The organism is Chryseobacterium sp. ERMR1:04 (assembly GCF_001297705.1).
Taxonomy (GTDB): domain Bacteria; phylum Bacteroidota; class Bacteroidia; order Flavobacteriales; family Weeksellaceae; genus Chryseobacterium.
The window spans coordinates 120,838-147,759 of the sequence record NZ_LIRF01000009.1 but is presented as its reverse complement, the minus strand read 5'-3'; the positions used below and the strand labels follow the sequence as shown (position 1 = coordinate 147,759).

At 34.5% G+C, this 26,922-nt stretch carries 23 protein-coding genes; 9 read left to right on the top strand and 14 right to left on the bottom strand.

Annotated features, from left to right (window positions below; all coding sequences use genetic code 11):
- Window positions 1-30: 30 nt before the first annotated feature.
- Entirely contained in the window at window positions 31-1,821 is a 1,791-nt protein-coding gene (uvrC, locus tag AMQ68_RS23420) for an excinuclease ABC subunit UvrC (protein ID WP_054513024.1), read from the bottom strand.
- Window positions 1,822-2,034: 213 nt separating this feature from the next.
- Window positions 2,035-2,799 (bottom strand): hypothetical protein, encoded by a 765-nt coding sequence (locus AMQ68_RS23415; RefSeq protein ID WP_054513023.1) that lies wholly within the window; start codon window positions 2,797-2,799, stop codon window positions 2,035-2,037.
- A gap of 129 nt (window positions 2,800-2,928) precedes the next feature.
- Between AMQ68_RS23415 and hutH the strand changes: the two genes are divergently transcribed.
- The 3 genes from hutH (at window position 2,929) to AMQ68_RS23400 (ending at window position 6,684) form a co-directional block, all read left to right on the top strand.
- Window positions 2,929-4,416, top strand: coding sequence for a histidine ammonia-lyase (gene hutH, locus AMQ68_RS23410; RefSeq protein WP_054513022.1), 1,488 nt, complete (start codon window positions 2,929-2,931; stop codon window positions 4,414-4,416).
- A gap of 187 nt (window positions 4,417-4,603) precedes the next feature.
- Complete coding sequence (locus tag AMQ68_RS23405) at window positions 4,604-5,050, top strand: GNAT family N-acetyltransferase (protein ID WP_054513021.1); 447 nt, start codon at window positions 4,604-4,606, stop codon at window positions 5,048-5,050.
- A 125-nt stretch (window positions 5,051-5,175) separates the two neighbouring features.
- Window positions 5,176-6,684, top strand: a complete 1,509-nt coding sequence (locus tag AMQ68_RS23400; RefSeq protein ID WP_054513020.1) for a S8 family serine peptidase — start codon at window positions 5,176-5,178, stop codon at window positions 6,682-6,684.
- Between the two features lie 124 nt (window positions 6,685-6,808).
- On the opposite strand, the gene AMQ68_RS23395 is transcribed toward AMQ68_RS23400, so the two are convergent.
- The 3 genes from AMQ68_RS23395 to AMQ68_RS23385 all read right to left on the bottom strand — a co-directional run bounded on the left by AMQ68_RS23395 (window position 6,809) and on the right by AMQ68_RS23385 (window position 9,553).
- Entirely contained in the window at window positions 6,809-7,978 is a 1,170-nt protein-coding gene (locus AMQ68_RS23395) for a carboxypeptidase-like regulatory domain-containing protein (RefSeq protein WP_054513019.1), read from the bottom strand.
- Between the two features lie 71 nt (window positions 7,979-8,049).
- Complete coding sequence (ygiD, locus tag AMQ68_RS23390) at window positions 8,050-8,877, bottom strand: 4,5-DOPA dioxygenase extradiol (RefSeq protein WP_054513018.1); 828 nt, start codon at window positions 8,875-8,877, stop codon at window positions 8,050-8,052.
- A 163-nt stretch (window positions 8,878-9,040) separates the two neighbouring features.
- Window positions 9,041-9,553, bottom strand: coding sequence for a YceI family protein (locus AMQ68_RS23385; protein ID WP_054513017.1), 513 nt, complete (start codon window positions 9,551-9,553; stop codon window positions 9,041-9,043).
- A 601-nt stretch (window positions 9,554-10,154) separates the two neighbouring features.
- Between AMQ68_RS23385 and AMQ68_RS23380 the strand changes: the two genes are divergently transcribed.
- Together AMQ68_RS23380 and AMQ68_RS23375 are read left to right on the top strand one after the other, a co-directional pair.
- The gene (locus AMQ68_RS23380) at window positions 10,155-12,296 is read left to right on the top strand and encodes a S9 family peptidase (protein ID WP_054513045.1); all 2,142 of its coding nucleotides are present in this window, start codon (window positions 10,155-10,157) and stop codon (window positions 12,294-12,296) included.
- Window positions 12,297-12,755: 459 nt separating this feature from the next.
- A complete protein-coding gene (locus tag AMQ68_RS23375) occupies window positions 12,756-13,778 on the top strand; it encodes an LLM class flavin-dependent oxidoreductase (protein WP_054513016.1) in 1,023 nt (340 codons plus the stop codon).
- Window positions 13,779-13,889: 111 nt separating this feature from the next.
- On the opposite strand, the gene AMQ68_RS23370 is transcribed toward AMQ68_RS23375, so the two are convergent.
- The 5 genes from AMQ68_RS23370 to AMQ68_RS23350 form a co-directional block, all read right to left on the bottom strand.
- A complete protein-coding gene (locus tag AMQ68_RS23370) occupies window positions 13,890-14,393 on the bottom strand; it encodes a hypothetical protein (RefSeq protein ID WP_054513015.1) in 504 nt (167 codons plus the stop codon).
- A 99-nt stretch (window positions 14,394-14,492) separates the two neighbouring features.
- A complete protein-coding gene (locus AMQ68_RS23365; protein WP_054513014.1) occupies window positions 14,493-15,137 on the bottom strand; it encodes a hypothetical protein in 645 nt (214 codons plus the stop codon).
- A 134-nt stretch (window positions 15,138-15,271) separates the two neighbouring features.
- Window positions 15,272-16,000, bottom strand: a complete 729-nt coding sequence (locus tag AMQ68_RS23360) for an intradiol ring-cleavage dioxygenase (protein WP_241775201.1) — start codon at window positions 15,998-16,000, stop codon at window positions 15,272-15,274.
- A gap of 789 nt (window positions 16,001-16,789) precedes the next feature.
- Window positions 16,790-17,464, bottom strand: coding sequence for a LytTR family DNA-binding domain-containing protein (locus tag AMQ68_RS23355; protein WP_054513013.1), 675 nt, complete (start codon window positions 17,462-17,464; stop codon window positions 16,790-16,792).
- Window positions 17,465-17,469: 5 nt separating this feature from the next.
- Window positions 17,470-18,558: a sensor histidine kinase gene (locus AMQ68_RS23350; protein WP_054513012.1), complete on the bottom strand. Its 1,089-nt coding sequence runs from the start codon at window positions 18,556-18,558 to the stop codon at window positions 17,470-17,472.
- Between the two features lie 72 nt (window positions 18,559-18,630).
- On the opposite strand from AMQ68_RS23350, the gene AMQ68_RS23345 reads away from it, so the two are divergent.
- The 3 genes from AMQ68_RS23345 to AMQ68_RS23335 all read left to right on the top strand — a co-directional run bounded on the left by AMQ68_RS23345 (window position 18,631) and on the right by AMQ68_RS23335 (window position 20,353).
- Window positions 18,631-19,479 (top strand): hypothetical protein, encoded by an 849-nt coding sequence (locus AMQ68_RS23345; protein ID WP_054513011.1) that lies wholly within the window; start codon window positions 18,631-18,633, stop codon window positions 19,477-19,479.
- 11 nt (window positions 19,480-19,490) lie between these two features.
- Window positions 19,491-19,769: a VF530 family DNA-binding protein gene (locus tag AMQ68_RS23340; protein WP_054513010.1), complete on the top strand. Its 279-nt coding sequence runs from the start codon at window positions 19,491-19,493 to the stop codon at window positions 19,767-19,769.
- Window positions 19,770-19,852: 83 nt separating this feature from the next.
- Window positions 19,853-20,353: a peptidylprolyl isomerase gene (locus tag AMQ68_RS23335; RefSeq protein ID WP_054513009.1), complete on the top strand. Its 501-nt coding sequence runs from the start codon at window positions 19,853-19,855 to the stop codon at window positions 20,351-20,353.
- A gap of 83 nt (window positions 20,354-20,436) precedes the next feature.
- On the opposite strand, the gene AMQ68_RS23330 is transcribed toward AMQ68_RS23335, so the two are convergent.
- Together AMQ68_RS23330 and AMQ68_RS23325 are read right to left on the bottom strand one after the other, a co-directional pair.
- Window positions 20,437-20,724, bottom strand: a complete 288-nt coding sequence (locus AMQ68_RS23330) for a YchJ family protein (protein ID WP_262483925.1) — start codon at window positions 20,722-20,724, stop codon at window positions 20,437-20,439.
- Between the two features lie 642 nt (window positions 20,725-21,366).
- On the bottom strand, window positions 21,367-23,508 hold the full coding sequence (locus AMQ68_RS23325) for a M3 family metallopeptidase (protein WP_054513008.1): 2,142 nt from the start codon (window positions 23,506-23,508) through the stop codon (window positions 21,367-21,369).
- A gap of 58 nt (window positions 23,509-23,566) precedes the next feature.
- Between AMQ68_RS23325 and AMQ68_RS23320 the strand changes: the two genes are divergently transcribed.
- Window positions 23,567-24,394: a head GIN domain-containing protein gene (locus tag AMQ68_RS23320; protein WP_054513043.1), complete on the top strand. Its 828-nt coding sequence runs from the start codon at window positions 23,567-23,569 to the stop codon at window positions 24,392-24,394.
- Window positions 24,395-24,396: 2 nt separating this feature from the next.
- Here AMQ68_RS23320 and AMQ68_RS23315 read toward each other — a convergent pair whose 3' ends face one another.
- Window positions 24,397-26,280: a monovalent cation:proton antiporter-2 (CPA2) family protein gene (locus AMQ68_RS23315; RefSeq protein WP_054513007.1), complete on the bottom strand. Its 1,884-nt coding sequence runs from the start codon at window positions 26,278-26,280 to the stop codon at window positions 24,397-24,399.
- Window positions 26,281-26,282: 2 nt separating this feature from the next.
- Complete coding sequence (locus AMQ68_RS23310) at window positions 26,283-26,804, bottom strand: NAD(P)H-dependent oxidoreductase (RefSeq protein WP_054513006.1); 522 nt, start codon at window positions 26,802-26,804, stop codon at window positions 26,283-26,285.
- Between the last annotated feature and the right edge of the window lie 118 nt (window positions 26,805-26,922).

Below are 26,922 nucleotides of genomic sequence, written 5' to 3'. Positions count from 1 at the left end.
AAGCTCTTGATTCAAGAGCTTTTTTGTTTTTTATGGATTGAAAAATTCCCAAATTACTTTAGCCTTACTCTTTCCAAGGATTTCTTCCAAGGTCTCTAGATTAGACTCTTTTATACGTTTTACCGACTTTAATTTAGATAAAAGCAACTCAATTGTTTTTTCTCCCACTCCCGGAATTTCTTCCAGTTCAGATTTGATGGTAGAATTTGTTCTTCTGGTTCTGTGATGCTTTACCCCAAAACGGTGGGCTTCATCTCGAACTCTTTGAAGAATTTTAAGGGTTTCAGATTTTTTATCAAGATATAAAGGAATGGGATCTTCAGGGAAGAAAATCTCTTCTAATCTTTTGGCGATTCCCACAATCGTAATCTTTCCATAAAGACCTAATAATCTTAAACTTTTTACAGCCGAAGAAAGCTGCCCTTTTCCTCCATCAATCAAAATTAATTGTGGTAGAGCATCGCCTTCATCCAGTAATCTTTTGTAACGACGGTAAATGACTTCCTCCATCGTAGCATAATCATTGGCTCCTTCCACGGTTTTTGGGTGGAAAATTCTGTAATCTGCCTTGCTTGGCTTTCCATCTTTAAAAACAACGCAGGCTGAAACAGGATTGGTTCCCTGAATATTCGAGTTATCAAAACCTTCGATATGTCTTGGTTCAACAGGCATTCTCAGCAATTTTTGCATCTCTGCCATGATTCGGTTGGTATGTCTTTCCGGATCTATTATTTGAACTTGTTTTAATTTTTCTAAACGATATTCTTTGGCATTTTTCTCAGAAAGTTCAACAATTCGTTTTTTATCGCCCATTTTGGGAACGATCAATTTCACATTCGGAATTTCAACAGTTAAATGAAAAGGAAGGAGCACTTCTTTAGAATCTGAATCGAATTTCTGACGAATTTCAATCATCGCTTCTTCCAGAATATCTTCATCGGTTTCTTCCAAAATTTTCTTAATTTCTGTGGTGAAACTCTGAATAATATTTCCGTTTCTTATTTTAAAGAAATTCACATATGCAGCCGTCTCATCACTCGTCATTCCAAATACATCTATATCGTCTATATTAGGATTCATAACGGTATTTTTTGACTGGTAATCTTCCAGAATATCCAGTTTTTCTTTAATGATCTGTGCTTGCTCGAATTGTAAGTTTTCAGCATGTTTCATCATTTGATTAACCAGATATTCTTTTGCTTTTCGGAAATCCCCTTTTACAATTCCACGGATGGCATCTATTTTTTCATCATAATCTTCCTTGCTTTCCAAATCCTCGCAAGGTCCTTCGCAATTTTTGATATGATACTCAAGGCAAACTTTATATTTTCCTTCTGAAATTTTGGTTGGCGCTAAATTTAAATTACAAGTTCTAAGCTTATAAATATGTTTAATCGTTTCCAATAAAATCTTTGCAGGACGCACTTTTGCATACGGTCCGTAATATTCTGAGCCGTCTTTAATTTTCGTTCTTGTTAAGAATATTCTGGGAAAATTTTCATTTTTAATGCAGATCCAGGGATAAGTTTTGTCATCTTTCAGCATGACATTGTAAAATGGCTGATGTTCTTTTATCAGGTTGTTTTCCAATAAAAGGGCGTCATATTCGCTGTTTACAATGGTTGTTTCCAATCGCTGGATCTTTGCAACCATTATTTTTGTTCTGTATCCCGGTAGATTTTTGTTGAAATAGGAGAGAACCCTTTTCTTTAAATTTTTAGCCTTTCCTACATACAATAAGTGCTCATTTTTATCGTAATAACGATAGACACCAGGTTCGGAAGGTAAAGTTTTGAGTTGTAATTCTAAAGAAGGATTCATAGAACAAAATTACGGAATTTTGCTTTTATCTGTTGATACTAATATTTTTTTAACCTATTTTAAATTTTAGATAAGAAACTTAATGATTCTTATGCATTAAATTAAGTTTGTAAAGAATAAGAGGATTTTTACGATAACTTCAAGCTAGATTTCATAAAACAAAAAAAGCTGCAGAAAATTTCTACAGCTTTGTACATTATATAATTGGGTATATTATCCGTTTGTCATCTGAGTGTACTCGTTGATTAAGAAACTTAAGTAGTCCCATTCAACAGATTTTTTAGGATATTTTTTCATGAATTCTTTGTTGTCACCAAAAAGAAAATCATAGTTGTCTTCAAAATCATCTTTGTGAAGCCACATTACTTTATCTCCTTTTTTTACATAAAAAGATTTGATAACCCCACCGCCTAACTGAGGACCATAACCAAATGAAACACCTCCCGTTTCTTTCGCTCTGGGATCGTGGTAAACAGAAATGATATCGTCAAATCCAGGGTTGATTACCTGCATTAAAAATTCTTTATCGTCTTTCTTATTTTTTAGAGAAACAGTTTGGTTTACAAAATAAATACGACCATTTGTTGTACTTTTATTTAAACTTTTTGTTCCAATATTTCTGATGTTCCCCATATATTTAGCCACTTTTGCAAACTTTTCGGCATTGCTAGGGTATACATACATTTCATCAATTTGCTCAGCATTGAAAGTCATGCTCTTTTTTGAGATACTGTCTTTAATGGATACTTCAAAGATTTGTCCTTTTTTAGTATCAATTTTACTACAGAATCCTTTGTGAGTACTTCCGTCCTTTAAAATGATGGTAGATGTTTTCTTAGGAGATGGTGTGTTGAATCCTTCGTTAAAAAGATATTTTTCCATTTTTTGTTTCTCTTCCTTAGAGTATTTTACTTTGTCTTGAGCAAAAGATGCAACGCTTACAAAGCAGAAGGCAAGCAGTAAAGCTTTAAATTTCATGGGTTATTGTTTTTTATTTTAGGACGTAAAAGTAATAAATTAAATCACTTGTTTTGAAAAATAAATGCGGGCTGAAATTTTACTTTTACAGTTGTTGTTAAAAGTGTAATTTTAAGCAAAATTAAGACAATGATATACGGAATAGATGTTTTCAGTTTCCATGATGTATTGGAAATCTGCAAAAATCCAAAAAAAGCGAAACTTAATAAAGCTTCAAAAGATCAAATTTTAAAATCTCAGAAAAATGTTCAGAAAATTGTAGAGTCCGACAGATGTGTGTACGGAATCAATACAGGTTTTGGACCTCTTTGCGATACCAAAATTTCTGCTGATGAAACAGCACAATTACAATATAACTTAATTATTTCTCACGCGGTAGGCGTAGGTAAGCCTATTGATAAAGAATTTTCAAAGATCATGATCATTGCTAAAGTGCATGCATTATCAAAAGGTTTTTCGGGGGTTTCTTTGGAAGTAATCGAGCGATTGATTACCATGTTGGAGAAAGATATCATTCCTGTAGTTCCTGAGCAAGGTTCTGTTGGAGCTTCGGGAGATTTAGCGCCTTTATCGCATTTGGTTTTACCTCTTTTAGGGTTAGGACAAGTTTGGCAAGGAGATCAGATTTTCGAAACTGCTGAAATATTAGAGAAACACAATCTTGAACCGTTGACTTTAGGTCCAAAAGAAGGATTGGGATTAATTAACGGAACTCAGTTTATTTTGGCGCATGCCATCAAAGGATTAGAGAAATTCGAATACCTGTTGGATCTTGCTGATTTAACTGCTGCCATGAGCTTAGAAGCTTACAGAGGTTCTGAAAGTCCATTTAAAAAGGAACTTCATGACATCAGACCGTTTGAAGGAAGTAAAAAAGTGGCTGCCAGAATGGTTAAATTTTTAAAAGGTTCTGAAAACATGAAGGCTCATGAAGAATGTGAGCGTGTACAGGATCCTTATTCTATGAGATGTGTTCCTCAGGTTCACGGAGCGAGTAGAAATGCTTTTGAACATCTTAAATTAATGGCAAACACAGAATTAAATTCTGTTACAGATAACCCAATTGTTTTAAGTGCCGAAGAATCTATCTCAGGAGGAAACTTCCACGGACAATTAATGGCAATGCCTTTAGATTATGCAACATTGGCTGCGGCTGAATTAGGAAATATTTCTGATAGAAGAAGTTACTTATTATTGGAAGGAAAATACGGTTTACCAAGATTATTAACAGAAAGCTCTGGGCTAAATTCAGGATTCATGATTCCTCAATATACTTCTGCAGCGTTGGTAACAGAGAATAAGACACTATGTTTCCCTGCTTCTGCTGATTCAATTCCGACAAGTTTAGGTCAGGAAGATCATGTTTCGATGGGAAGTATTTCAGGAAGAAAATTCAATCAGGTTCTTGGGAATTTGGTTAATATTTTATCAGTGGAATTAATGTTTGCTGCACAAGGACTTGAATTTAGAAGACCTGCGAAATGTTCAAAAATTATTGAAGAAAACTTTACCCTAATCCGTTCTAAAGTTGACAAACTGGAAGAAGACAGATTAATTGGGAAAGACATGCTTGCTATTGCTGAATTGATTAATGATAGAAAATTTGTTGTGAATTAATTTTCAAACATAATAATATAATGAGAGCTTCCTTGAAAAAGGGAGCTTTTTTGTTTTAAATTTTTCTCTCGCTGATCAGGCTGATTTAGCAGATGATTATGTGTGTGTCTTTAAATCTGAATCATCTGAAAATTAATGGGAGCATAAAATAAATCAATTATTTTTGTACTACTAATAATATAAAACGATGTCAATAACGAAAACTGATTCCTCAAACATAGATTTTCAAAACTTAGTAAAATATCTTGATGCCGATTTAGCCATACGTGATGGAGAGGATCACGCATTTTATCATCAATTCAACAAAATTGATATGATCAAAAACTGTATCGTGATGTATATAGATAATCATCCTGCGGCTTGCGGTGCTTTTAAAAAAATTGATGATAATACGGCGGAGATCAAAAGAATGTACACGCATCCGGATTTTAGAAAAAGAGGATTGGCAGGAATGATCGTAAAAGAATTAGAAAATTGGGCCAAGGAAATAGGTTATAAAAAATGTGTCTTGGAAACAGGGATCAAGCAACCTGAAGCCATTGCTTTGTATGAAAAAAGTGACTATCAAAGAATTCCTAATTACGGGCAATACATCGGAATTGATAATAGCGTCTGCTACGAAAAATGCCTTTAATTCATATGAAAATTTTGAGAAAAGCTTCATGAAAATTGATATGCAGATAATGTTAATTTAATTTTTCAAACATCTGTAATTCAATATAAAATGATATCTTGAAGTTCCAAACCAAAATTATTTATATGAAAAAAAACGTATTTTATGTGATGTTTCTGCTTTTTGTGGCAGTTTCATGTAACAGAGACGAACTTCAAAATCAGGTAACCCAAATTGAGGTTGCGCAAAAAGATCCTCTCGATGCAAAACAAATTAACGGGAAAATTAATGAGTCTATCAAAAACACAGGATCATTCTCATGGGCAAAATCTTCCGACCATCTTGTGTGGAGTTCTATTTTTCAGGGAAACAAAGTAGCTTCTATTGGCTTTGGTTCTTCTAAAGATGACTTTGACAGAAGTCTGTCTTCTGATAATGAGCAAATTCAAAATGAAATTCTAGCGCTTATTGAGAAATATGAAGGAAAGGAAAAAGGGAGAGTTTTACTTACTGCTGACAAATACCTCAACCAAATAGATGTTGCCATTGAAAAGCAGGAAACGGTAATTGCTCTTCGTAAAATGAAGAATATTCGTTATCTGGAACCGGCGGATTATCATTATTTCGAAAATGAAAGTAAATTCAACGGTACCGCAAAATCTAGCGGAAGTTCTTCAGGATGCGGATTTGAATCCATTGCTTTAAATGCAGCCGACTATACAACTGTAACGCCCAACGCAAAGGCCCCTTGGTCTTTTTACAAACATAATATTACCAGTGCTTGGAGCTATAGCACGGGAGCCGGAGTAACGATTGGTTTAATTGATACCGGAGTTTCTCCGGAGCAAAACTTGTTGGGAAGTAGCTTTAATAATGGATCATCATCCGGAAGAACAATCAGCAAAGTTGGAGTGCATGTAGATTCTGTTTGGCCTTGGGCTACAGGCTACGACGGACCCAACGATCAATGCGGACACGGAACAAAGATGGCTTCAACAATGGCGGCTCCAAGAAATAATCAGGGGCAACCTGTGGGAGTGGCTTATAATGCGAATTTAATTGCTTATCGTGCTGCAACCAATGTTGTTTTGGATGGATACCACGAACAAAACGGAGTGAAAATAGCTTTCACAGAATTGGCCAATAACAACAGTGTGAAAATTATTTCCATGTCTATGGGACACATTTTTTCAGTGGGTAAAATTGAAGATGGAGTAAAATATGCTTATTCTAAAGGGAAATTAATTTTCTGTGCAGGCGGAACTTCTACAAGCTTCACTACTTTTGTCGGGGTTATTTTCCCTGCCTGGATGCCTGAAACACAAGCAATCACCGGAGTGAAAGAAAATACATCTAATCAGAAATGTGATGTTTGCCATTCAGGAGCTGAGATTGATTTTACCTACCAAATGGAAAGAGCTTCAGGAAGCAATATTCCGGTTTTAAGTTATTATAATGCGCAAACCGATTATGTGGGCGGTTCATCTGTGGCTACTGCTTCTACAGCAGGAATTGCAGCATTGGTTTGGTCTAAAAATCCATCATGGACAAGAGAACAGGTCTTGAATAAAATGAGACAGTCTGCAACGTATTATCCAAATCCAAATTCAGATTATGGCTACGGAAATATTAATGTTTTACAGGCAGTTCAGTAAGATTTAAACTGAAAATTTAGCTTTAACCACAAAAGGAACAAAAGATTGAATGCTTAAATGTGCATGGATAAGATCTTTTGCAACTTTTGTGGTTAAGTTTTTTATTACTATAAATAAGTCTGCATTAATCTCCTAGCTGATAATCTAAAGGAAGCATATTTTCAATTTTATTTTTTGAGAAATCTCCTTCAGTGATAAGTAAATCTGGAGTGGTGATGTTACCATCTTTTGAAACTTCAAATGTTTCACCTTCGGGATGAAGAAAGGAAGACAACATCACAGGGATCGTACTTTTAATAAAATCTTTTCCTTTACGTTCAAAAAAATATTTAGGATAATTAACCTGAAGCATATCGGCAAAGCTAAAAAGTACTTTATCACCAGATCGTTTTACATAATCAGAATCTGGAATTTTTGTTTTTGTGATTGCCAGCGCAAAAGGCTTTTCATTATTTTTTCGTCTTAGAATATCACTAATATCTTCGGGGATATGTATGTTTCTTGAATTTTTAATCATCTCCGAATAGTTCTTCAACGTTTTTAGTTCTTCATCAGTTGGGTATTTCGGATTGGGAATTTTAACCACTTTATTGACTATAAATCCGTCTTCGGAAATCTTATTGTTATAAATACTTCTGAAAAAATGCAGTAAACTTCCGTCAAAAGCATTCATTCTGTTAAGCTTTACTTTATCTGAGTTTTTTGTTTCTTTAAAAAAGCTTGTTCCGATATAATTTACCATTTTAGAATCAAAATCGGCAGAGTAGCTAATGAGGCTGTATTGTATCTCGTAGCCTAAGTTTTTATTTTCGATAATTAAAGTTTGTGGAGCTTTTACTTTCAGGGTTTTATTGGCTTTATCGTAGGCAAATTTTAAAGACCGCTGATTTTTAATCCTTACATTTTCTCTATCATAACCTATGAAAGTATCCAGGAAATAATTGATGTAATTTTTATAGGCTTCTTCAGTATACGGAATAATTCTAACCTCTTCAATGGTATTGGTTTTAATTAAAATAACTTTCAATGTTTTGTGAAGAACTTCAGCAAGGTTCGTAGTAAAAGTTTCATAATTTTCCTTTTGAAAAACCAGACTTCCTATGGTTTGTGAGGATAAATTAAGACTGAAAGTACCGTCTTCTTTGGAGGTAGTACCAATTTTTGTTCCGTCCAGATAAATATTGACATTGGCAATTTTCTGTTCGGCATCATTTACGACAGTACCTTTAATGATCTGGGCAAATGAACTATAAAAAGGGAGTAAAAGCAGAAATAGTAATATCGTTTTTTTCATGGTAAAACAATATTACTATATTTATAGTGATAAAAAAAGTTTTTATTAAATATTCGATTAATGAAAATAATTTAACCAATTCTCACACTCGTCATACTCAACGAACCACCAATGAGTTCATCATTAAACAAAGCTAAATTTTCCGCCTTATCTTTCAATCCTAATGTATAGATCAACGGCAAATAATGATCCGGAGTAGGAACGGCATACTGTAAAAATGTTCCCTGTTTTTGATAATCAATAATAGGTTGGAAATTACCATCCAAAAGCCAATTGTTGGTTTTCTCTCTGGCTTCAATCGCCCAGTCCCAGCCGGCTCCAACCGTATCAATATTTTTCCAGTCGATTAGTCTTAAATTATGGACAATATTTCCGCTTCCGATAATAAGAATACCTTTTTCGCGAAGTTTATTTAATTTCTGAGCCAACTCAAAATGATATTGTGGAGGTTTCGTATAATCAATGCTTAATTGAATCACAGGAATATCTGCATCAGGGTACATATGTTTGATGACTGACCATGCACCGTGATCCAATCCCCAATTATGATCTTCTTCAACCAAAATGGGAGATAAAAGTTCAGATGTTTCTTTCGCCAATTCCGGACTTCCGGGAGCAGGATATTCTACATCGAACAATGCTTTCGGAAAACCTCCAAAATCATGAATCGTCCTCGGCATATCCATTGCCGTCACAAAAGTTCCCTTCGTATACCAATGGGCAGAAATACATAAGATTGCATTTGGTTTCGGAATTTCCGTTGCGGCTTTTCTGAAACCTTGCACAAACTGATTTTCTTCAATAGCATTCATTGGTGAACCATGCCCAAGAAATAAAACAGGCATTCTTTGTGTACGTTGAAAATTGTCACTGATGTTTTGTAGATCGTTGAGGTTCATACTATAATATTAAAAAAAGAAAAAGGTTCAAGGTTTTTAGAAAATCCCTGAACCTTTTATGATTAAATTTTTTTGGACATTTGAGGTGTTTTTTATTTTAATAGGATTACATCCTATTCTTGAATATGTCGCCCCTTCGGGGCTCCCCAAAAATCCGTTTTTATTATGCTTGTTTTACAAACTGTAATTCTCCGGCAATCTTTACATCTTCGCTTACCATAACACCTCCAGCTTCAAGCGCTGCATTCCAGTTTAATCCGAAGTCTTTTCTGTTAATTTTTCCTTCAAAAGAAAAACCAGCTTTTGTATTTCCCCAAGGATCAACATTGATACCTCCAAAATCAATATCAAGAGTGATAGGTTTTGTAATTCCGTTGATTGTTAAATTTCCTGTTACATCACCGTTCAATGCCTGAGAATCGAAAGTAATGGTTGGGTTAGCTTCTACATTGAAAAATTCTGCAGATTTCAGGTGATTATCTCTGTCTGTATTATGTGTTGAAACAGAGTCAGTCTGAATCGTTGCACTTGTTTTAGCATTAGCGAAAGTATCATCTTCAGCTTCAATTTCTGCCGTGAAGTTGGTAAAGCTTCCTTTAATGTTAGAGATCATCATGTGTTTTACTTTGAAAGTAATTTCACTATGCGTTGGGTCTAGGTTCCATTTTGTTGCCATTGTAATATATTTTGTTATTGTTAATTATGATACAAATGTAGGATAAGACTTAGGTACAAATCATTGACGTAGGATAAGAAATGATTTTCTACTAATTTTTGTTATGATCATGTAAGCTAACTGTCATTTTGGCGAAGGAGAAATCTATTGCTCATTACCAAGTATTCATTACTTATTTTTTTGAAGCTGTTTCCTGCTTTCCATTGCAATCTTTTTTTTCAAAAAAGGATTTTCATTGCAATCAGGGCTAGGGTAGTGGTCGCCATCATTACTATTTGTCTTTGTGAGGAACGAAGCAATCTAATTAAAATAACATATCCATTACCACTCACTTTGTCATTCCGTAGGAATCTCAACCATTATAATTACAGCATGAATTTAGATTCCACGCTCCACTATGTTCCGTTCTGAATGACAAAGATACCGTACAATCATTGCTGAAAAAGTTGTAAAAACCAACTAAAAATCATCAACCAATCCTACCATGAAGTTAAGAATTAATTTCCGTCAAACGATTAATCCTATTTTACGAATCTTTTAATTTAACATTTCTTAACGGATGATTTTTATTTCTTATTTTTGGTGGATTCAATTTTATACAATGAAATTACATAGATTTTCTTTATTGATGGTAGTTTTGGGCGGATCAGTTTTTGCTCAGACTCAGAAATTCACGATGGCGGAGGCTGTAAACGGGTTGAGAACGAACTTAGCGGTGAAAAATATTTCTCAGTTTTCATGGTCTGGAGATGGTAAGTCTTACATTCAGGCAGTGAAAGGAGGATATTTGATTACGGATTTAAAGACGGCAAAACAAGATACTTTGGTTTCTTTGACGCAGTTAAACAGAAGTTTTTCAGACAAAAAATTAAAGGCAGTTCCGCAGATCAAATTTATCAGTAAATCTCAAGGATACTTCAACGCGAATGATCAAATGATCTGGGTTGATAAATCTGGAAGCGACTGGAAAGTAAAAAGCTCAGCTTCTTTAGATGAAAATGCGGCCAACGTAAAAATGTTTAGCGATAATCAGACTTTTGCGTATACAGTAAAGAATAATTTATTTGTTAATAAAAATGGAAAAGCCGTTGCTGTTACAAATGAGTCCAACGACAACATCCTGAACGGTGCTGCGAATGTTCACCGAAATGAATTCGGAATTGACACAGGAATTTTCCCATCTCCAAATTCAGAAAGTGTAGCGTTTTATAGAATGGATCAAACAATGGTTGCAGATTATCCTGTGATCGATTGGTCGGTAACGCCTGCGGTGAATCATAATATCAAATATCCAATGGCGGGACAAAAGTCTCACGAAGTTACATTGGGGGTTTATAATATTAAAAACCAGTCAACGACTTTCCTAAAAGTGGAAGGGGAGAAAGATCAATATTTAACAGCAATTACCTGGAGTCCTGATTCTAAATACATCTTTGTTGGAGTGTTGAACAGAGGTCAGAATCATATGAAAATGAATCAGTATGACGCTGCTACAGGAAATTTAGTAAAAACATTGTTTGAAGAAACAAATGACAAATATGTTGAGCCTCAACATCCGCTAACGTTCTTCCCGAATTCTAATACAGACTTTATTTGGCAAAGTCAGAGAACGGGATACAATCATTTATTCCACTATAGCTTAGAAAAAGGATTGGTTTCTCAGATCACAAAAGGAGATTGGTTGGTGACCGATATTTTAGGTTTCAATGAAAAGAAAAAAGAAATATTCTTTACTTCTACCAAAGAAACTCCTTTAGAAAAGCATTTGTATAAAATCAACTGGACGAGCTTTAAAATGGAGCGTTTAGACAATGCAGAAGGAGTTCACACAGGAGTTTTAAGCAGTGATGGAAATCATTTATATGATATCTACAGCAATGCCAATACCCCGAAAGTGGCCAATATTATCAATACCAATACATTGAAAGTTGATAATATTCTTACAGCTGAAAATACATTGAAAAATTATCAGAGACCTGAAATTAAAAATGTAAACCTGAAAGCAGATGACGGTACACCATTATATGGTAAAATCATTCTTCCAACGAATTTTGATCCTAACAAAAAATATCCGGTAATTGTTTATCTGTATAACGGACCACACTTACAGTTGGTAGCCAATACTTTCCCGGCTTCAGGAAATCTTTGGTATGAATATATGGCGCAAAACGGATATATTATTTTCACAATGGATGGAAGAGGTTCTTCTAACCGTGGACTAAAATTCGAGCAGGCTGTTTTCAGAAACTTAGGAACAGTTGAAATGAATGATCAAATGAAAGGAGTAGATTATTTAAAATCTCTTCCTTATGTAGATGCTGGAAAAATGGGAATCCATGGATGGAGCTTTGGTGGATTTATGACAACAAGCTTCATGCTTCGTCAGCCCGATGTTTTCAAGGTAGGGGTTGCAGGAGGTCCGGTAATCGATTGGAGCATGTATGAGATCATGTATGGTGAAAGATATATGGACACGCCACAGGAAAATCCACAAGGATATGCCACGGCTAATTTATTAGATAAAGTTCAGAACTTGAAAGGTAAATTATTAATGATCCACGGTGCTCAGGATGATGTGGTGGTTTGGCAACATTCTATGAAGTTCATCAAGTCTGCAGTAGATAACGGAGTTCAGTTAGACTATTTCGTTTATCCGGGACATCCACACAATGTGATCGGAAAAGACAGAGTGCATTTAATGCAGAAAGTAACAGATTATTTTGATCAGAATTTGAAGAAATAAATATTGAAATCCAGCCTCATTAGCTGGATTTTTTGTTTCAAGAATTTAATGAGCTAGGGAATTTGAGTGTTGAGAAAAGTTTTTTGAACGTAAATAAGATCTAGTTTATTCTAGAATGACAACCTGAAAGAGATTTTGTAAGGGTAGAGAACCGCAAAGACACCGGAACAGGATTTTGATGATGATATTGTTCTAAGACACCAGAAAATCGAAAATTTTCAAAATATAGTGTATAAAATTTTATCGAAGATAAAATCCTTGCGCCTTAAAAACATAATATTGGTAAAAAATCTTTGCGTCCTTGCATTAAAAAATTCTTCACTCCACTTATATTTTTATTCTGAAAGCAAAAATACTTGTAGACTTTTAAAAGAAAAAGAACAAGATCCGTTCTTACCATCGATCAATGTTTTTGAAGATGGATAACCGTAATTTTGTCCTATCTAAAAATCAAAAAATATGGAATTAGGAATAGGAATGTTTGGCGATTTGTCTTTTGACCAGACAACCGGAAAATATAGAGATGCAGGTGTTAAAATCTGTGAAATTCTTGAGCAGGTAAAAGCAATGGATGAGGTGGGAATTGATGTTTTTGCCATGGGAGAACACCACCGTCCTGATTATGCAGTTTCATCACCGGAAATGGTTTTGGCAGCGGCAGCAAGTATCACGAAAAATATAAAATTAGCAAGTGGGGTAACGGTGTTGAGTTCATCTGAGCCTGTAAAAGTATATGAAGATTTTTCAACATTAGATCTAATATCAGATGGTAGGGCAGAAATATTCGTAGGAAGAGGAAGTTTTATAGAATCTTTTCCGTTGTATGGATATTCTTTGAATGATTACGAACAGCTTTTCGATGAGAAATTAGAGTTGTTATTAAAAATCAATTCAGAAGAAAATGTTTCATGGTCTGGAAAGCTTCGTGCGCCGATGCAAAATCAAACGGTATATCCAAGAGCTAAAAACGATGGAAAATTGTCTATCTGGAGAGCGGTTGGAGGAACACCACAATCAGTTTTAAGTGCTGCACAATTGGGAATGCCTTTGGTGGTTGCGATTATTGGAGGAATGCCCATTCAGTTTAAAAATTTAATTGAATTTTATAAGCAGGAATATCAAAAGGCAGGACATGATGTATCTAAAATGCAGATTGCGATTCATTCTCACACTTTTGTAAGTGATGATCAAAATGTTGTAGACGGATATTTTAATAATTATAAATCTCAAATGGATAGGATTGGAGCTTCCAGAGGTTGGTCTCCCTACACGAAAATGCAGTATGATGGCGGAAGAAATAAAGATGGCGCTTTATTCATCGGAAGTCCGGCAGAAGTAGCTGATAAAATTGCGTACATGAAAGAAATTTTCGGAATCACGAGATTTATAGGACATATGGATATTGGTGATCCGGCTCATGACATCATGATGAAATCTATTGAACTGTTTGGTGGAAAAGTAAAACCAATTGTTCAAAACTAATAAAACGAGCCTCTGTTGAATTTTTCAATGGAGGCTTTTTTTACAGATAGAAAAGCCTTAAAAAATTTGACTTAACCAAGAATAGTATCTAATTCTGACAATATTCACATATTAACTATCCACACTATAATAAGCAATGGATACCTGAGGATGAAAAGCAAACATAAAAGTCTCAAAGCCATTTTCAGGCTTACTATTTTTACTTAAAAGATATTTATTGTCAATAATATCAAGTAATGATAATTCGGGAGTGTAGAAGGTAAGTCCGATCTTATGTTTCGAAGGATCTTCTGTATGGGAACTGATGAGGTCTAATTTAAAGCTTTCAACAGGGAAAAATGTATTTCCCAATACATCTGGAAGACTTTTAATCTCTCCGTTTAATTGAGAAATATAATTAACGACCGATGAACTCAACAAAAAAGGGATTCTTTCTGCATGTGGATTTTTAGCTAACAATTCCCAGTAATTTTTCACTGCATTTTCTTTGTCGTCAAAAACCTGATGCTGAATTTTATACTCGAAATATGTGTCTTCAAATACATATTTATCCCAAGGTAGGGTAGATTCTTGATGGATTACAATTCGGAATGTCAATTTTATTTTTGCTTTCATGAGACTAAATTTTTAATAAAAAAGGGCAGTTTTCCACGTCTGCCCTGGTACAAAAAACAAATGATATGAAAATATCTAACACTTAAAGTTTACTATTTATCAAACTTCTAAAAATAAAATAAGGGCATTTTCACTCAAGCCTTCAAACTCCAATGTTTCAATTTCGGTAAGAATCATGGCATCTCTGGTTTCCATCAATCTATTTTGAAATTCAAAAGCACCGTTGATCACCATTCCGAAAACAGATTTTCCTTTTTCATATAAAAAATATTCCTGTTCTTTTCTGCCTTCATACAATCCAATAAAATTCGGATACTCTAAGTTTTTCGAGATTTGAATTAATGTATTTTTTTTATTCAAATTCAAGTTTTCAATCGAGAAAGAGCTTTCTGGGTTTTTACTTTTTAATTCTAAAATCAAAACATCTGCTTTTTCACTTGGAAGATTATTTTTTAAGGTTAAAAAATTACTTTCACTCGATTTTAACGTGAAAATTTGTTCTGTTGAAATGGGTTTCTCAAAATCATTAATTACAATTTCGCCGTACAAAACAATCAAGAGAATAATGCCGTTCTTTTGAGATTGAAAATCATAGGTTCCGTTTTCATCTACAATAATTTCAGAAACTTTTCTTAGGTTAGAATTTCCTTTATCAGTAAATATTTCCTTGATCACACAAGCATTTTCTTTTTTCCAAAAAGTGAGATCTGATTTAAATATTCTGGATGGGCTTTGAACTAACATAATTTCTTTATTTTAAATATTTCCACATCGCACAGATCAACATCTGCTTTTGATTTTCAACACTTCACATATATATAGTTTCGATCGATGGAAACCTGTGCTTTTGTGGAAACTAATTAAACAACTTCTGATTTTTAAGCCGAAGCTTTTATGGTATGGACCAGAGCGAAACCTCCGCTTACGCTTCCTGAAATACTGGACATTTCATTGGAGGTTCCATCACTGAACACGTTATCATTCGAATTATAAGTATATCCGTTCATGCCTTTGTAGCCTGCGCTTGCACCTACCAAGACCACTGCGCTGTCACTTCCTTCAGGAAACGCAATCTGAGTCACTAAAAGTGATTGTCCCGCTGTGTTGTAAACATGAACATGAATATGAGTCGCTCTTCCGTTGTACCAACCCGGAAAAATAGAAGTAAAATTAACCTTTCCATTAGTATCCGTAGTTTGTCTTCCTCTTAAAAAGTGTACCGATGTGTAATTGGTGGGTTGCATTCCTGTTCCTCCATATTCAGAATAATTTCCGTCTTTATCGCAATGCCAGATATCCACAAGAGCCCCTTGTAAATTGGCACAGCTAGCATTCACGTTCTGAATGGTAATAGCAATGGTAAAAGGAACTCCGGTTCTGTCGCTTATAATATTGCTCTGAACCAAACTGGACGGTGTTTTTGTAGGAAATGGACCTTCTGTTTCAGAATTTGTTACCGAGCATCCTGTAGATGATCCGGATGAAGTAGTGGATGAATCTATTACATCATCATCACTTCCACAGTGGATTAAAAGGGGAGCTGCAACTGCTGTTACGCCCGCCAAACCCAGACTTTTTAAAAAGGACTTTCTATTCATTGTTTTCATAATACGGGTTTTTAAGGTTAAAAATTAAAAGGATAGGGTTGCTATCTTTTCAATTTTGATATCCCAAATGTATTTTCAAAATACCTTCCCCAAAAATTTATGAGGTAAACGGATGAAATGTGTCGGTAAAAGCGAATTTTTTAAGAAACGTTAAGAATTAATATATGCTTTGTACATCGTATTAGCACTGTGATTGTCATTCTGACGAAGGAAGAATCTCAATGGTTTTTTATTACTCATTACCCATTATTTATCACCTATTTTTCAGAACCTATTTCCTGCTTTCCGCTGTATCTTTTTTGTTACGGCCTCCGCTTCGCTCCGGCCGCAACAAAAAAGGATGTCGCTCCAATCAGGGCTAGGGTTTTTGCCGTTCATATCAATAATCACTATCATCATAAAGTTTGTGATCCTACAAGAATCTTAATAACGCAATTCAAAAATAGGATAGAGATTCTTCACTCCATTATATTTCATTCAGAATGACAGATTCACTGTTTATTGTAAGACAAAAGAAGAAAGCTATTTATTCACAATCCTCATCGCGTCTAAGCCTAACAGGTTTCGAAAACCTGTTAGGTTTGCCTTAATACTTAAAAAAGTGCAAATTAACGTAGAGCATCATAGTTAGTGGGTACCGTTATTTTCAATAGTCAACATTGCCATACAGTTTGTCATCCTAAAAGGATCTCAATAGCGCAATTCAAAAATTGGATAGGGATTCTTCACTCCATTATGTTCCATTCAGCATGACAGATTCACCGGTTATTGTAAAACAAAATAAGAAAGCTATTTATTCACAATCTTCATCACTTCTTCCTTATACGTTTCTCCAATCGGAATAATAAAATCCCCGATGTGAATATTACGATTAACGATGGTTTTGATAGTCTGTACAGGAACAATATAAGAGCGATGAACCCTCACAAAATCCTTTTCAGAAAGTTTTTCCATTATATTTTTCATGGAAGAGCGAGCGGTGATCTTAGAATGGTCTTTTAAATGAATTTGAATATAATCGTCCAAACCTTCAATCAGCTGAATGTCATTGAAATTGATCTTATGAAGTTTATAATCTGCACGAATGGAAAGATATTTTACCTCATCATTATCGGCGTTGATTTTCACTTTTTCAACAGCTGATTTAAATCTTTCAAAAGAAAAAGGTTTCAGTAAATAATCTACGGCATTGATATTAAAAGCATCCACGGCATATTCCGAATACGCTGTTGTAAAGATCACCTTTGTGTTTTGAGAGATATTTTTATAAAAATCCATTCCATTTTTGGAAGGCATTTCAATGTCTAAAAAGATGAGGTCTACAGGAAATTTGTTGAGGTATTTTTGAGCTTCACTCTGAATATTAAAGACTTTTTCTAACGAGAGATCTTCAATTTTTCCGGCATAATTTTCAATGATTTTTAGCGCAAGAATTTCGTCGTCCAAAGCAATGGCTTTTATCATATTTTTTAGATTAAATTAATTTTTAAATCGACTTCATAAGTTATCACATTGTTACGGATTATCAACGTGTGTTTTTCAGGATAAACCTGATGCAGATGTTCAATAGTATTCTTTAAACCGACTTTTAAACTGGCTTCATCAGTGATAGTATGATTAACAATATTATTAAAAACGCTAAAGTGTAAGATACCTTCCTGAACGATTACATTCACAGATATTTTTGAATTTTCTGCAGCATTGAATCCATATTTAAAAGCATTTTCGATGAAATTAACCAAAATGAAAGGGGCAATATGGAGATCCTTTGTTTCTACCATTTCAGTATAAGAAAAATCTAAACTGCTGTCTGTTCTCATGAGTTGAAGGGAAATATAATCTTTTAAATAGTTAATTTCTTGAGTAAATTCCACAAAATCTTTGCTGCTTTCCTGAACCACATACCGCATTACATTGGAAAGTTTCAAAATTCCATTAGGTGCATCGTCTGATTTTAGCAAGGCTAATGAGTAAATAGAATTTAAAATATTAAATAAAAAATGAGGTTGTAGTTGATATTTTAAGTTTAATAATTCGGCTTTGGCTTTGGATCTTTCCAATTCTTTTTTCTCATTATTTCTGTAAATAAAAAGGGATGATAAGAAAGAGAACAGAAAGGGGAGGAGCGAAGAAAAGATCATCTGATAATAAGAGCCATCATTTCTATGCCCGAAGCTTTCAAAGGATTGACGCCCATCCATTGGTGGTGAAGGCCTATTTCCATGAGGAGGTAGCATTTGAAGTTCAGGCATCATTGAAGGCTGTTGTATCTCTTCGATATTTTGGGAAGTACAGTAATAAGGTAAGAAAACCATGATGATAAAGCTTATTACAATGCAGATAATGAAAGTGAAGTATTTCTTTTTACTGTAAAATTTCGGTAAAAAAATAAGTAAGTTTAAGTAGAAAAAAATGATAATTAAAATGAAACGAATAAACTCTCTTTGAAAAGGAGAAACCCTGAAAACGGATAAACTACCATCAAAATCTGGGGATGAAACGATGGGAATAGTTAACAGCAATGGAATCAGAATAATATGTGGTCCTACTTTTTTCATGAAACTAAAATATAAAAAGTTTAAAGATTATTGAGAATATTAGCCCTACTTTTGGTTAAAACAAAATATGATATGAGGAATTTATGGCTTGCTTTATTCACTTTACTAGGAACAATTATCAGTGCTCAGGACTTGAAAGTCAGAGCGAAGGAGATCCAGGAAGAGGGGATTGAGCTTTACAGAAGCGAGATGGCAAGCTGGTACGGAACGGATGTTTTGAAAGCAAATTATGATAAAATGGAAAATGTGGTGGGCTATTTTTCATATATAGATGGAGGCGTTCCAAAATGTATTTTCTTTTCTAAAAACAATAAGGTTTTAGCTACAGTTGCATTCCCTGCCAACTACAATCCGAGAGATGCAAAACTAGATTTAATAGAAAGAGATTTTACAACAAGAGAATTAGATTATTTTACCATCAGACAAAATGCCAACGAGCAGGTGAAGACAGATACTATTTTCAAACATTATAATAATACGAGTATGAATTTAATTCCTATTATTACGAAAGATAATGTGAAGAGGGTATATGCTGTTACCGGTCCTTCGGTAGACAATATCGTTGTTTTTGGAAATGATTACCTGATTAGTTTTAATGATAAAAATGAAGTTAAGAATGTTGAGAAACTTCATAAAGGAATTATTATTCAGAGTATGAAAGATGAAAAAGTAGAGAATACCATTTCAGGACTTCATTCTCATGTATTGGAAAATTGGCAAACCATAACGCCTACCGATATTTGTACGTTAATGCTGTATTATAAATTTACCAATTGGGAAGAATATTTTATAGTATCTAAAGACTTTGTAAGTATGTGGCGAAATAAAACAAATAATCTTGTGATCATGAATGAAAAGGATTTTAAGAAATTGACCGAAATGATTGAGAAATCTGATAAAAATAATAGTAACAAAAATTAAGAATAGAAAATATGCACGAAAAAGCGAAAGATCCTTTACACGGAAAAAGACTCGATGCTATTCTTGAAGAGCTGGTAGAATATTACGGTGGATTTGAGAAGTTGGGACAGCAAATCAATATCAAATGTTTTACAGATAATCCGAGCATCAATTCTTCTCTGAAGTTTTTGCGAAAAACAGATTGGGCAAGAACTAAAGTTGAAAGCCTGTATCTTTATGTGCTAAGACAGAAAAAAAGAATGAGCCCAAAAGTGGAAACTAAAAATACTAGGTTTGAGATTGTTCTTTGAAGGTATTTCTTCGGTCAATAATTTCAAAAATAGTATATTTGTGCCGTTAATCGTGAAAAAAGCTCACGAAAAAAAGAAAAAATATGACAATTGAAAACAATCATGTTGTAGCTGTAAAGTATATACTTCACACTATCGAAGAGGATGGAAATAAAATTCTTGTAGAAGAAACAACAGAAGAAAATCCACTTACATTCTTATACGGTATGGGAATGATGATTCCTAAGTTTGAACAAAATATCCTTGGTTTGAAAGCTGGTGATAAAGCAGCTTTTGTAATTCAGCCAGAAGAAGCTTACGGTGAAAAACAACCGGATGCTATTGCTCAATTGCCAATAGATATGTTTAACGAAGCTGGAATTCCACCAGTAGGAGCTATTTTACCTTTAACAGATAATGAAGGAAATAACTTCCAGGCATTTGTAGTTGAGGTAACACCAGAAGCTGTAGTAGCAGACCTTAACCATCCAATGGCTGGGAAAGTGCTAGATTTCCAAGTAGAAATTTTAAACACACGTCCTGCAACAGAAGAAGAATTATCACACGGTCACGCTCATGGTGTTGACGGAACTGATGCTCACTAAAAACAATATAAATGTCCGATTCTTATCGGACATTTTTTATTTTTTTTTTGTTTTTATTTCCGATTCTTATCGGACTTTATTTTTTATTCTAAAAATTCTCCACTCACATAAAACCAACGGTTTTGGATCATTTTGAACTTTGATAATTCGTGATGAACCTGCTTTTGGCCGCTTTCGTCAGTATAAAAAGCTTTAAATTCAACTTTGCTGACAGAAGTTTTGTCCACAATTTCCAGTTTTGTCCATTCATTAATCTCTCCCCATTCCTGCAAATCTTTTGTATTATGAAATTGTCTTTTGCTTGGAGATGTTGTTTCCATCAGGTATTTTCCATTGGGAATAGCAAATGCCGAAAACCTTGAACGCATCAAAGCCTCAGCAGTAGGTGCATTTTCCTGTATGGAAGTGACAACATCTCAAAGCCTCAGCAGTAGGGCATTTTTCTCTCCTGTATGGTAAGGTTGACAACATTCTTCATAAGATTTTCCTGAGCAGCAAGGACAGTTCATTTTTTCTAATTTTAATTTTCAAAACACAAATTTACACGAATATTTTTTCACAAATAGCACAAATCTTGTATCAGTAGAAACGGGTTAAAGCCCGTTTAAACAAAATATTAATTCCAATTGGCTTTAGCCAAAACTTATATATAAGTATTTTTTCCACAGATTATTGCGTATAATCTTTTTATTTATGATAAAATATAACACAAACATCTGTGCGATCTGTGGGAAATAAAAAACATCTACCATTTAAAATAAAAAAGCATCCAAATGAATGCTTTAAAAAATTCTCTTCTTGAGCCGGAAGAATAGTTCATTTTTTCTAATCTTTGAAATACAAAAATCCTGAATATTTTTTATTTGTCGAGCAGATCGAGCAGATTTAACATTAAACGTAAGCATCCGCGTTATCTGCAAAATCTGCGAGAGATTAAACGGTATCATTCGTAAAAAAGATAATGTTTAAATAAAACAAAAAAAGCATCCAAATCAATGAATGCTTTTAAAAATTTATTTAATAAAACCTCTGTTTCTCAATAAAGGTTTAATATCCGGATTGTGTCCTGTGAAATCTCTGAATGCCTGATTAAGGTCAACAGAATTACCTACAGAAAGAATATATTTTCTGAAACGGTCTCCGTTTTCTCTTGTTAAACCACCATTTTTTTCAATCCACTCCCAAGCATCGTTATCCAATGTTTCAGACCATAAATAAGCGTAATATCCTGCTGAATATCCACCTCCCCAAATGTGAGCAAAATAAGGCGTGTGATATCTTGGTGGAACGGTTGCTAATGTAAATCCGTGTTTTGTTAACGATTGTTTTTCAAAATCTAAAACAGGGATTAATTGACTTTCATTCGTTACCGTATGCCAATCCATATCAAGTTCGGCAGCAGAAACTAATTCTGTTGTCATGTATCCTTGATTGAATGTTCCTGCTTTTTTAATTTTATCAACTAAAGCTTGTGGAATAGGCTGTTTGGTTTCGTAATGAAGCGCGTAGTTCTTTAAAACAATAGGATCTAAAGCCCAATGTTCATTAATTTGAGAAGGGAATTCTACAAAGTCTCTCGGTACATTTGTTCCTGAAAGCGATGGATATTTCTGACTGGCAAACATTCCGTGGATAGAGTGACCAAATTCATGGAAAATAGTGGAAACATCATCAAAACTAATTAATGAAGGTTTTCCCGGAGCCGGTTTCTGATAATTATAACAGTTGACGATTACTGGTTTTGTGCCTAATAAATAAGACTGCTCAACGAAGTTACTCATCCAAGCTCCACCGTTTTTAGAATCTCTTGTATAGAAATCTAAATAATAGATGGCAATAGATTTTCCATCATGATCGAAAACTTCATACGTTACCACATCAGGATGATAAACCGGAAGATCTGTTCTCTTTTTGAAAGTCAATCCATAGAATTTTTCAGCAGCGAAGAAAACACCTTTTTCCAAAACAGTAGTGATTTCAAAATAAGGTTTGATTTGATTTTCATCTAAATCGAATTTCGCTTTTCTTACCTGTTCAGCATAGAAAGTCCAGTCCCAAGGTTCAACCTTGAAACCTCCTTTTTGTTGATCAATAAGATCCTGGATATCTTTTGCTTCACGTTTTGCTGTTTCTACAGCAGGCGTTGCAATTTGGTTCATTAAGTTGGTAGCCGCTTCAGGCGTTTTTGCCATCTGATCTTGCAATTTCCATTCTGCAAAACTTTTCTTCCCTAAGATCTGCGCTTTTTTAAGTCTTAATTTTGCCAGTTTTTCAATCGTTTCTCTGGTATCATTTCCATCACCTTTTTCAGCTCTTAGCCAAGAAGCTTTGAATAATTTCTCTCTGGTTGCTCTATTGGTAAGGTTTTGTAATAGAGGTTGCTGAGTTGTGTTTTGTAACGCTAAAAGATATTGGCCTGGTTTTCCTGCAGTTTTTGCATCGGTTGCTGCAGCAGCAATTTCGTCAGCTGAAAGTCCGTCTAATTCTTTTGCATTAGAAAAGAAAACACCACCTACTTTTCTAGCTTCCAATAATTTATTGGCATATTGTGTGGAAAGGGAGGCTAATTCTTGGTTTACCTGCTTTAATTTTTCTTTATCCGCAGAAGAAAGATTGGCTCCTGCAATTTCAAAATTCTGTTTGTAATATTGTACTAATCTCTTACTTTCAGGGTCTAAACCATCTTCTTTGATTGATTTAATTCTTTTGTAAAGATTGTCATTCAGATACATTTTATCAGAATGTGCTGCAAAAATTGGAGCATATTCTTCATCTAAAGCCTGTAAAGTTGGGTTTGTATTCGCACTGGTAAGGTTTGAGAATACAATAACGGTTCTTTTCAAAATCTCCCCACTTTTCTCTAAAGCAACGATGGTGTTTTCAAAAGTTGGAGCGTCAGGATTGTTAGCGATTTTTAAAATCTCAGCGTCATGCTGTTTTAATCCAAAATCAAAAGCCGGTTTAAAGTGTTCATTTTTAATTTTATCAAATTCGGGAGCTTCATATTGAAGTTTGCTTTTTTTCATAAAAGGATTTGATGAAAGAGAAGCGTCCGGTGCAGGAATTTCCTGTTGATTATCGGTTTTTTTCATTGTAGTACAAGAGTAATTAAATGCTAATGCAGAAATTAATAATACCGATGTAATATTTTTCATAAATTAGTTGTTATTAAAGTATAAAGATATTAAAAACTTAAAGTATAAAAACGTAAATATGAGATCAACAACTATTTTTATTTTTTCAGCCTTCGTTTTGTTATCGTCGTGTAATGATAAACATGAGAGAAACGGTAACGACAGAAGTAATGAAAAAGGCAATTGGGTAGATAAGGTGACCAATAAAGACCATGGGCCCGGTCAGGAAAAAGAATATATTGGAGATTTTGATGAGATTGAGGTTTCTCAGGCTATTGACGCTGAAATTATCAAATCTGAAACAGAGAAAGTCGTAGTATATGCACCTGCCAATATTATTGATGAAATATTAATTGATAAAATTGGAAGTAAAGTACATATTCATTACAAATCGGGGATTAGAGTAATGGACGGTCACAATGTTAAAGCTAAAATTTACGTTAAAGATTTCTCTAAATTGATTGCTAACTCTGCGGCAAGCATTAATATCAAAGATAAATTTACCCAAGAAAAAACAGACGTTGAAGTATCGAGTGCTGCAAGTATCACAGGGAATCTTGAAGCTAATGAATTCGACATTAAAGCAGATAGCAGCAGTAGTTTTGATGGAAAGATCTGGGCAGTTGATTTAGATGTTGAAGCTTCTTCAGCAGCAAGCATCAACATTTCCGGTAAGGCCAAAAAAGTGGAGGTAAGCTCTTCTTCAGGAAGTAGTATTTCTGCAAAAGATTTTTTAGCTGACAATTTAAAAGCGGATGCTTCAAGTGGTGCCAGTGTAGAAATCAGTGCATCATCAAGCATAGATGCAGAAGCTTCATCTGGTGGAAGTGTAAATGTTTACAAAAGAGGAAACGTTACCAATATTAAGAAAGATGAAAGTAGTGGCGGAAGCGTCAATATCAAATAAAATTAAACAGGAGGTTCTTCATCTTCATCGTCTGTAGATGATGAACCTTCCCAGTTTTTATTATCAAAATTAAGATTATCAAATGCCAATAATTCCTCCTCTCTTTGGAGGATTTCTTTTGTGGTAAACAGAAGAATTTCATCATCTTCTTTTGCTTTAGCCAATCTTCTGATAGACGCTTTATCAATAGACATAAATCTTTGTCCAAGACGTCTTGCTGCATATTTCCTCATCCCGGTTTCGTGGAGAACATCTACGGCCATATCCACGGCTGTTCCCAAGGTTTCACGGTATATATGATCAATCCCATTGTTGAGGTAGGTGTATGCATCAAGCCTGTTTCTTGCTCTTACAAAAATTTTCACCTTTGGATAATGCTCGCGAACAAGATCTGCAATGTATTTATTATCCTCAGCATCATCCAGGCATAGCACCAAAAGTTCGGCATCTTCAATTCCTGCAGCTCTTAAAATAGGAATTCTCCTCGCATCACCGTAATACACTTTAAAACCGTAGCTTCTTAATAGTTTCACACGGTCAGAGTCTCTATCCAAAATGGTTGCTGAAACTTTAGATGCTTTCAGTAAACGACCAACCGTACTTCCAAAATGTCCAAAACCTACAATGATGATTTTCTTTTGGCTTACATCATTATCCAGAATATTAAAATCATTTTCTTCTTCCGGAATTTTCTTAATGAATTTCGGGGTAATAAATTTATCATTAATGATTAAAAGGAAAGGAGTGATACACATTGTGATTGCCGTTACAGCCATCATTTGCGCATTGAGTTCAGGGGTTAAAAGATAGAGGTTGGAAGCATAATTAATTAATACAAAAGCAAATTCTCCCACCTGAGAAAGCGCAAAAGCATAAAATAAGCTTTGTGGAGTATCTATTTTGAAAAATTTTCCAATCGCGTATAACACGAAGAATTTCACGGTTAAAACAGCAAATACAGTACTGAAAATAAAGGTAGGATCTTGTTGAATGATATTAAAATTCATGGTAGAGCCTACACTCACGAAAAAGACGGCGAGCAAAAGCCCTTTAAACGGATCGATCTGTGCTTCCAATTCGTGACGAAACTCACTGTTAGCCAACATTACGCCTGCTAGGAAGGCTCCTAAAGCGGGAGATAAGCCAATGGCTACCATTAATTCTGATACACCGATAACCAGAAATAGGGAAGAGGCTGTCAAAAGCTCCGTCATTCCAGATTTTGAAACATATCTTAAAAAAGGAACGAAAACATATTTTCCTAATAGAATAAGAATCGCGACTCCAAAGATTACGGTTCCGGCCTGTAACCATTCCGGAAGTTTTTGGATTAAGACCTGTACTTTATTATCGCTGTGATCTGCTTTATAATTAGCAATAATAGGTAAAACAGCCAGAATAGGAATTACTGCAATATCCTGAAACAGAAGGGTAGAGAAGGAGGCTTCTCCGGCTAATGTTTTAAGGTTATTTTTTTCCTGTAAAGTCTGTAAAACAATGGCGGTGGAAGATAAGGCAAAACACATGGCAACGGAAATGGCTATATCTATTCTCCATCCTACGCTAATGAAAACCAAAAATAAAAGGGAGATCGTAAGCAGCATTTGGGTGAGCCCGAGTCCCACTATTTTCTTCCGCATGTCCCAGAACTTTTTGGGTTCTAATTCCAACCCAACCAGAAATAACAGCATGATAACACCAAATTCGCTGGCGTGCATAATTCCATCTACATCTTTTCCGGTAAGTTTGAGAACATAAGGACCGATAATAATTCCTCCAAAAATATAACCAATGACAGAACTTAGCCCAAATTTTCTAGCGAGCGGAACCATAATAATGGCAACGCCTAAGAAAATTAATGTGTTCATTGCTAAAGTAGATTCCATATTTATTGGTTCAGGAGTTCGGTGAATTCTTTTTTATGTAAAATGATCTCTTTTTTTGAAAGCTTGCTGGCCTCGTAGACGATCTTTATATTTTTGATGTTGGCTTTGAAAACGTTTAAAGAAACAATCAATCCGCTGATGAGCTCATCAATAGTGTATTGATAGGTTCCTGTTTTGGTAAAAGATCTTTCCTTTCCGCCTGTAGTCACAAGGATATGAACTTCCTTGCCTTCCAAAGGATTATCTTCACCTTCTAGCAGCCAGTCCCGGTCAAAAACTTCATCAATCCATAACTTCAATAGGGGAGGTACTCCAAACCAGATGATTGGGAATTGAAAAATAAAACGGTCATAATTTTTCAGTCGCTTTCTTTCTCTGAAGGCTGCAATATGAAAATCGGGATATTCTTCGTAAAGATCTCTGAGTGTAAAATGTTGGTGGCGAACATAGAAATTGATAAGCTCTACATTCGAGTTTGAGTGCTCTAGATAAGGATGTGCAAAAACTACCAACGTCTTCTTCATAAAACCTGTTTTCAGTAAATATAATAAAAAAAGATTGAATTAAAGACGTTTTTAAGGTGCTTTTATTAAGTTTTTAGTATGTAAAAATGAATTTAATGTTAAGAAAAGATAAAAAAAT

Bases quoted from the DNA above. Each gene is read 5' to 3' on its own strand.
- uvrC (WP_054513024.1), bottom strand. From the start codon at position 1,821: ATGAATCCTTCTTTAGAATTACAACTCAAAACTTTACCTTCCGAACCT.
- AMQ68_RS23335 (WP_054513009.1), top strand. From the start codon at position 19,853: ATGACAATTGAAAACAATCATGTTGTAGCTGTAAAGTATATACTTCAC.
- AMQ68_RS23325 (WP_054513008.1), bottom strand. From the start codon at position 23,508: ATGAAAAATATTACATCGGTATTATTAATTTCTGCATTAGCATTTAAT.
- AMQ68_RS23415 (WP_054513023.1), bottom strand. From the start codon at position 2,799: ATGAAATTTAAAGCTTTACTGCTTGCCTTCTGCTTTGTAAGCGTTGCA.
- AMQ68_RS23355 (WP_054513013.1), bottom strand. From the start codon at position 17,464: ATGATAAAAGCCATTGCTTTGGACGACGAAATTCTTGCGCTAAAAATC.
- AMQ68_RS23340 (WP_054513010.1), top strand. From the start codon at position 19,491: ATGCACGAAAAAGCGAAAGATCCTTTACACGGAAAAAGACTCGATGCT.
- AMQ68_RS23385 (WP_054513017.1), bottom strand. From the start codon at position 9,553: ATGGCAACAAAATGGAACCTAGACCCAACGCATAGTGAAATTACTTTC.
- AMQ68_RS23400 (WP_054513020.1), top strand. From the start codon at position 5,176: ATGAAAAAAAACGTATTTTATGTGATGTTTCTGCTTTTTGTGGCAGTT.
- AMQ68_RS23365 (WP_054513014.1), bottom strand. From the start codon at position 15,137: ATGTTAGTTCAAAGCCCATCCAGAATATTTAAATCAGATCTCACTTTT.
- AMQ68_RS23310 (WP_054513006.1), bottom strand. From the start codon at position 26,804: ATGAAGAAGACGTTGGTAGTTTTTGCACATCCTTATCTAGAGCACTCA.
- AMQ68_RS23350 (WP_054513012.1), bottom strand. From the start codon at position 18,558: ATGAAAAAAGTAGGACCACATATTATTCTGATTCCATTGCTGTTAACT.
- AMQ68_RS23360 (WP_241775201.1), bottom strand. From the start codon at position 16,000: ATGAAAACAATGAATAGAAAGTCCTTTTTAAAAAGTCTGGGTTTGGCG.
- AMQ68_RS23405 (WP_054513021.1), top strand. From the start codon at position 4,604: ATGTCAATAACGAAAACTGATTCCTCAAACATAGATTTTCAAAACTTA.
- ygiD (WP_054513018.1), bottom strand. From the start codon at position 8,877: ATGAACCTCAACGATCTACAAAACATCAGTGACAATTTTCAACGTACA.
- AMQ68_RS23370 (WP_054513015.1), bottom strand. From the start codon at position 14,393: ATGAAAGCAAAAATAAAATTGACATTCCGAATTGTAATCCATCAAGAA.
- AMQ68_RS23345 (WP_054513011.1), top strand. From the start codon at position 18,631: ATGAGGAATTTATGGCTTGCTTTATTCACTTTACTAGGAACAATTATC.
- AMQ68_RS23395 (WP_054513019.1), bottom strand. From the start codon at position 7,978: ATGAAAAAAACGATATTACTATTTCTGCTTTTACTCCCTTTTTATAGT.
- AMQ68_RS23315 (WP_054513007.1), bottom strand. From the start codon at position 26,280: ATGGAATCTACTTTAGCAATGAACACATTAATTTTCTTAGGCGTTGCC.
- AMQ68_RS23320 (WP_054513043.1), top strand. From the start codon at position 23,567: ATGAGATCAACAACTATTTTTATTTTTTCAGCCTTCGTTTTGTTATCG.
- hutH (WP_054513022.1), top strand. From the start codon at position 2,929: ATGATATACGGAATAGATGTTTTCAGTTTCCATGATGTATTGGAAATC.
- AMQ68_RS23380 (WP_054513045.1), top strand. From the start codon at position 10,155: ATGAAATTACATAGATTTTCTTTATTGATGGTAGTTTTGGGCGGATCA.
- AMQ68_RS23375 (WP_054513016.1), top strand. From the start codon at position 12,756: ATGGAATTAGGAATAGGAATGTTTGGCGATTTGTCTTTTGACCAGACA.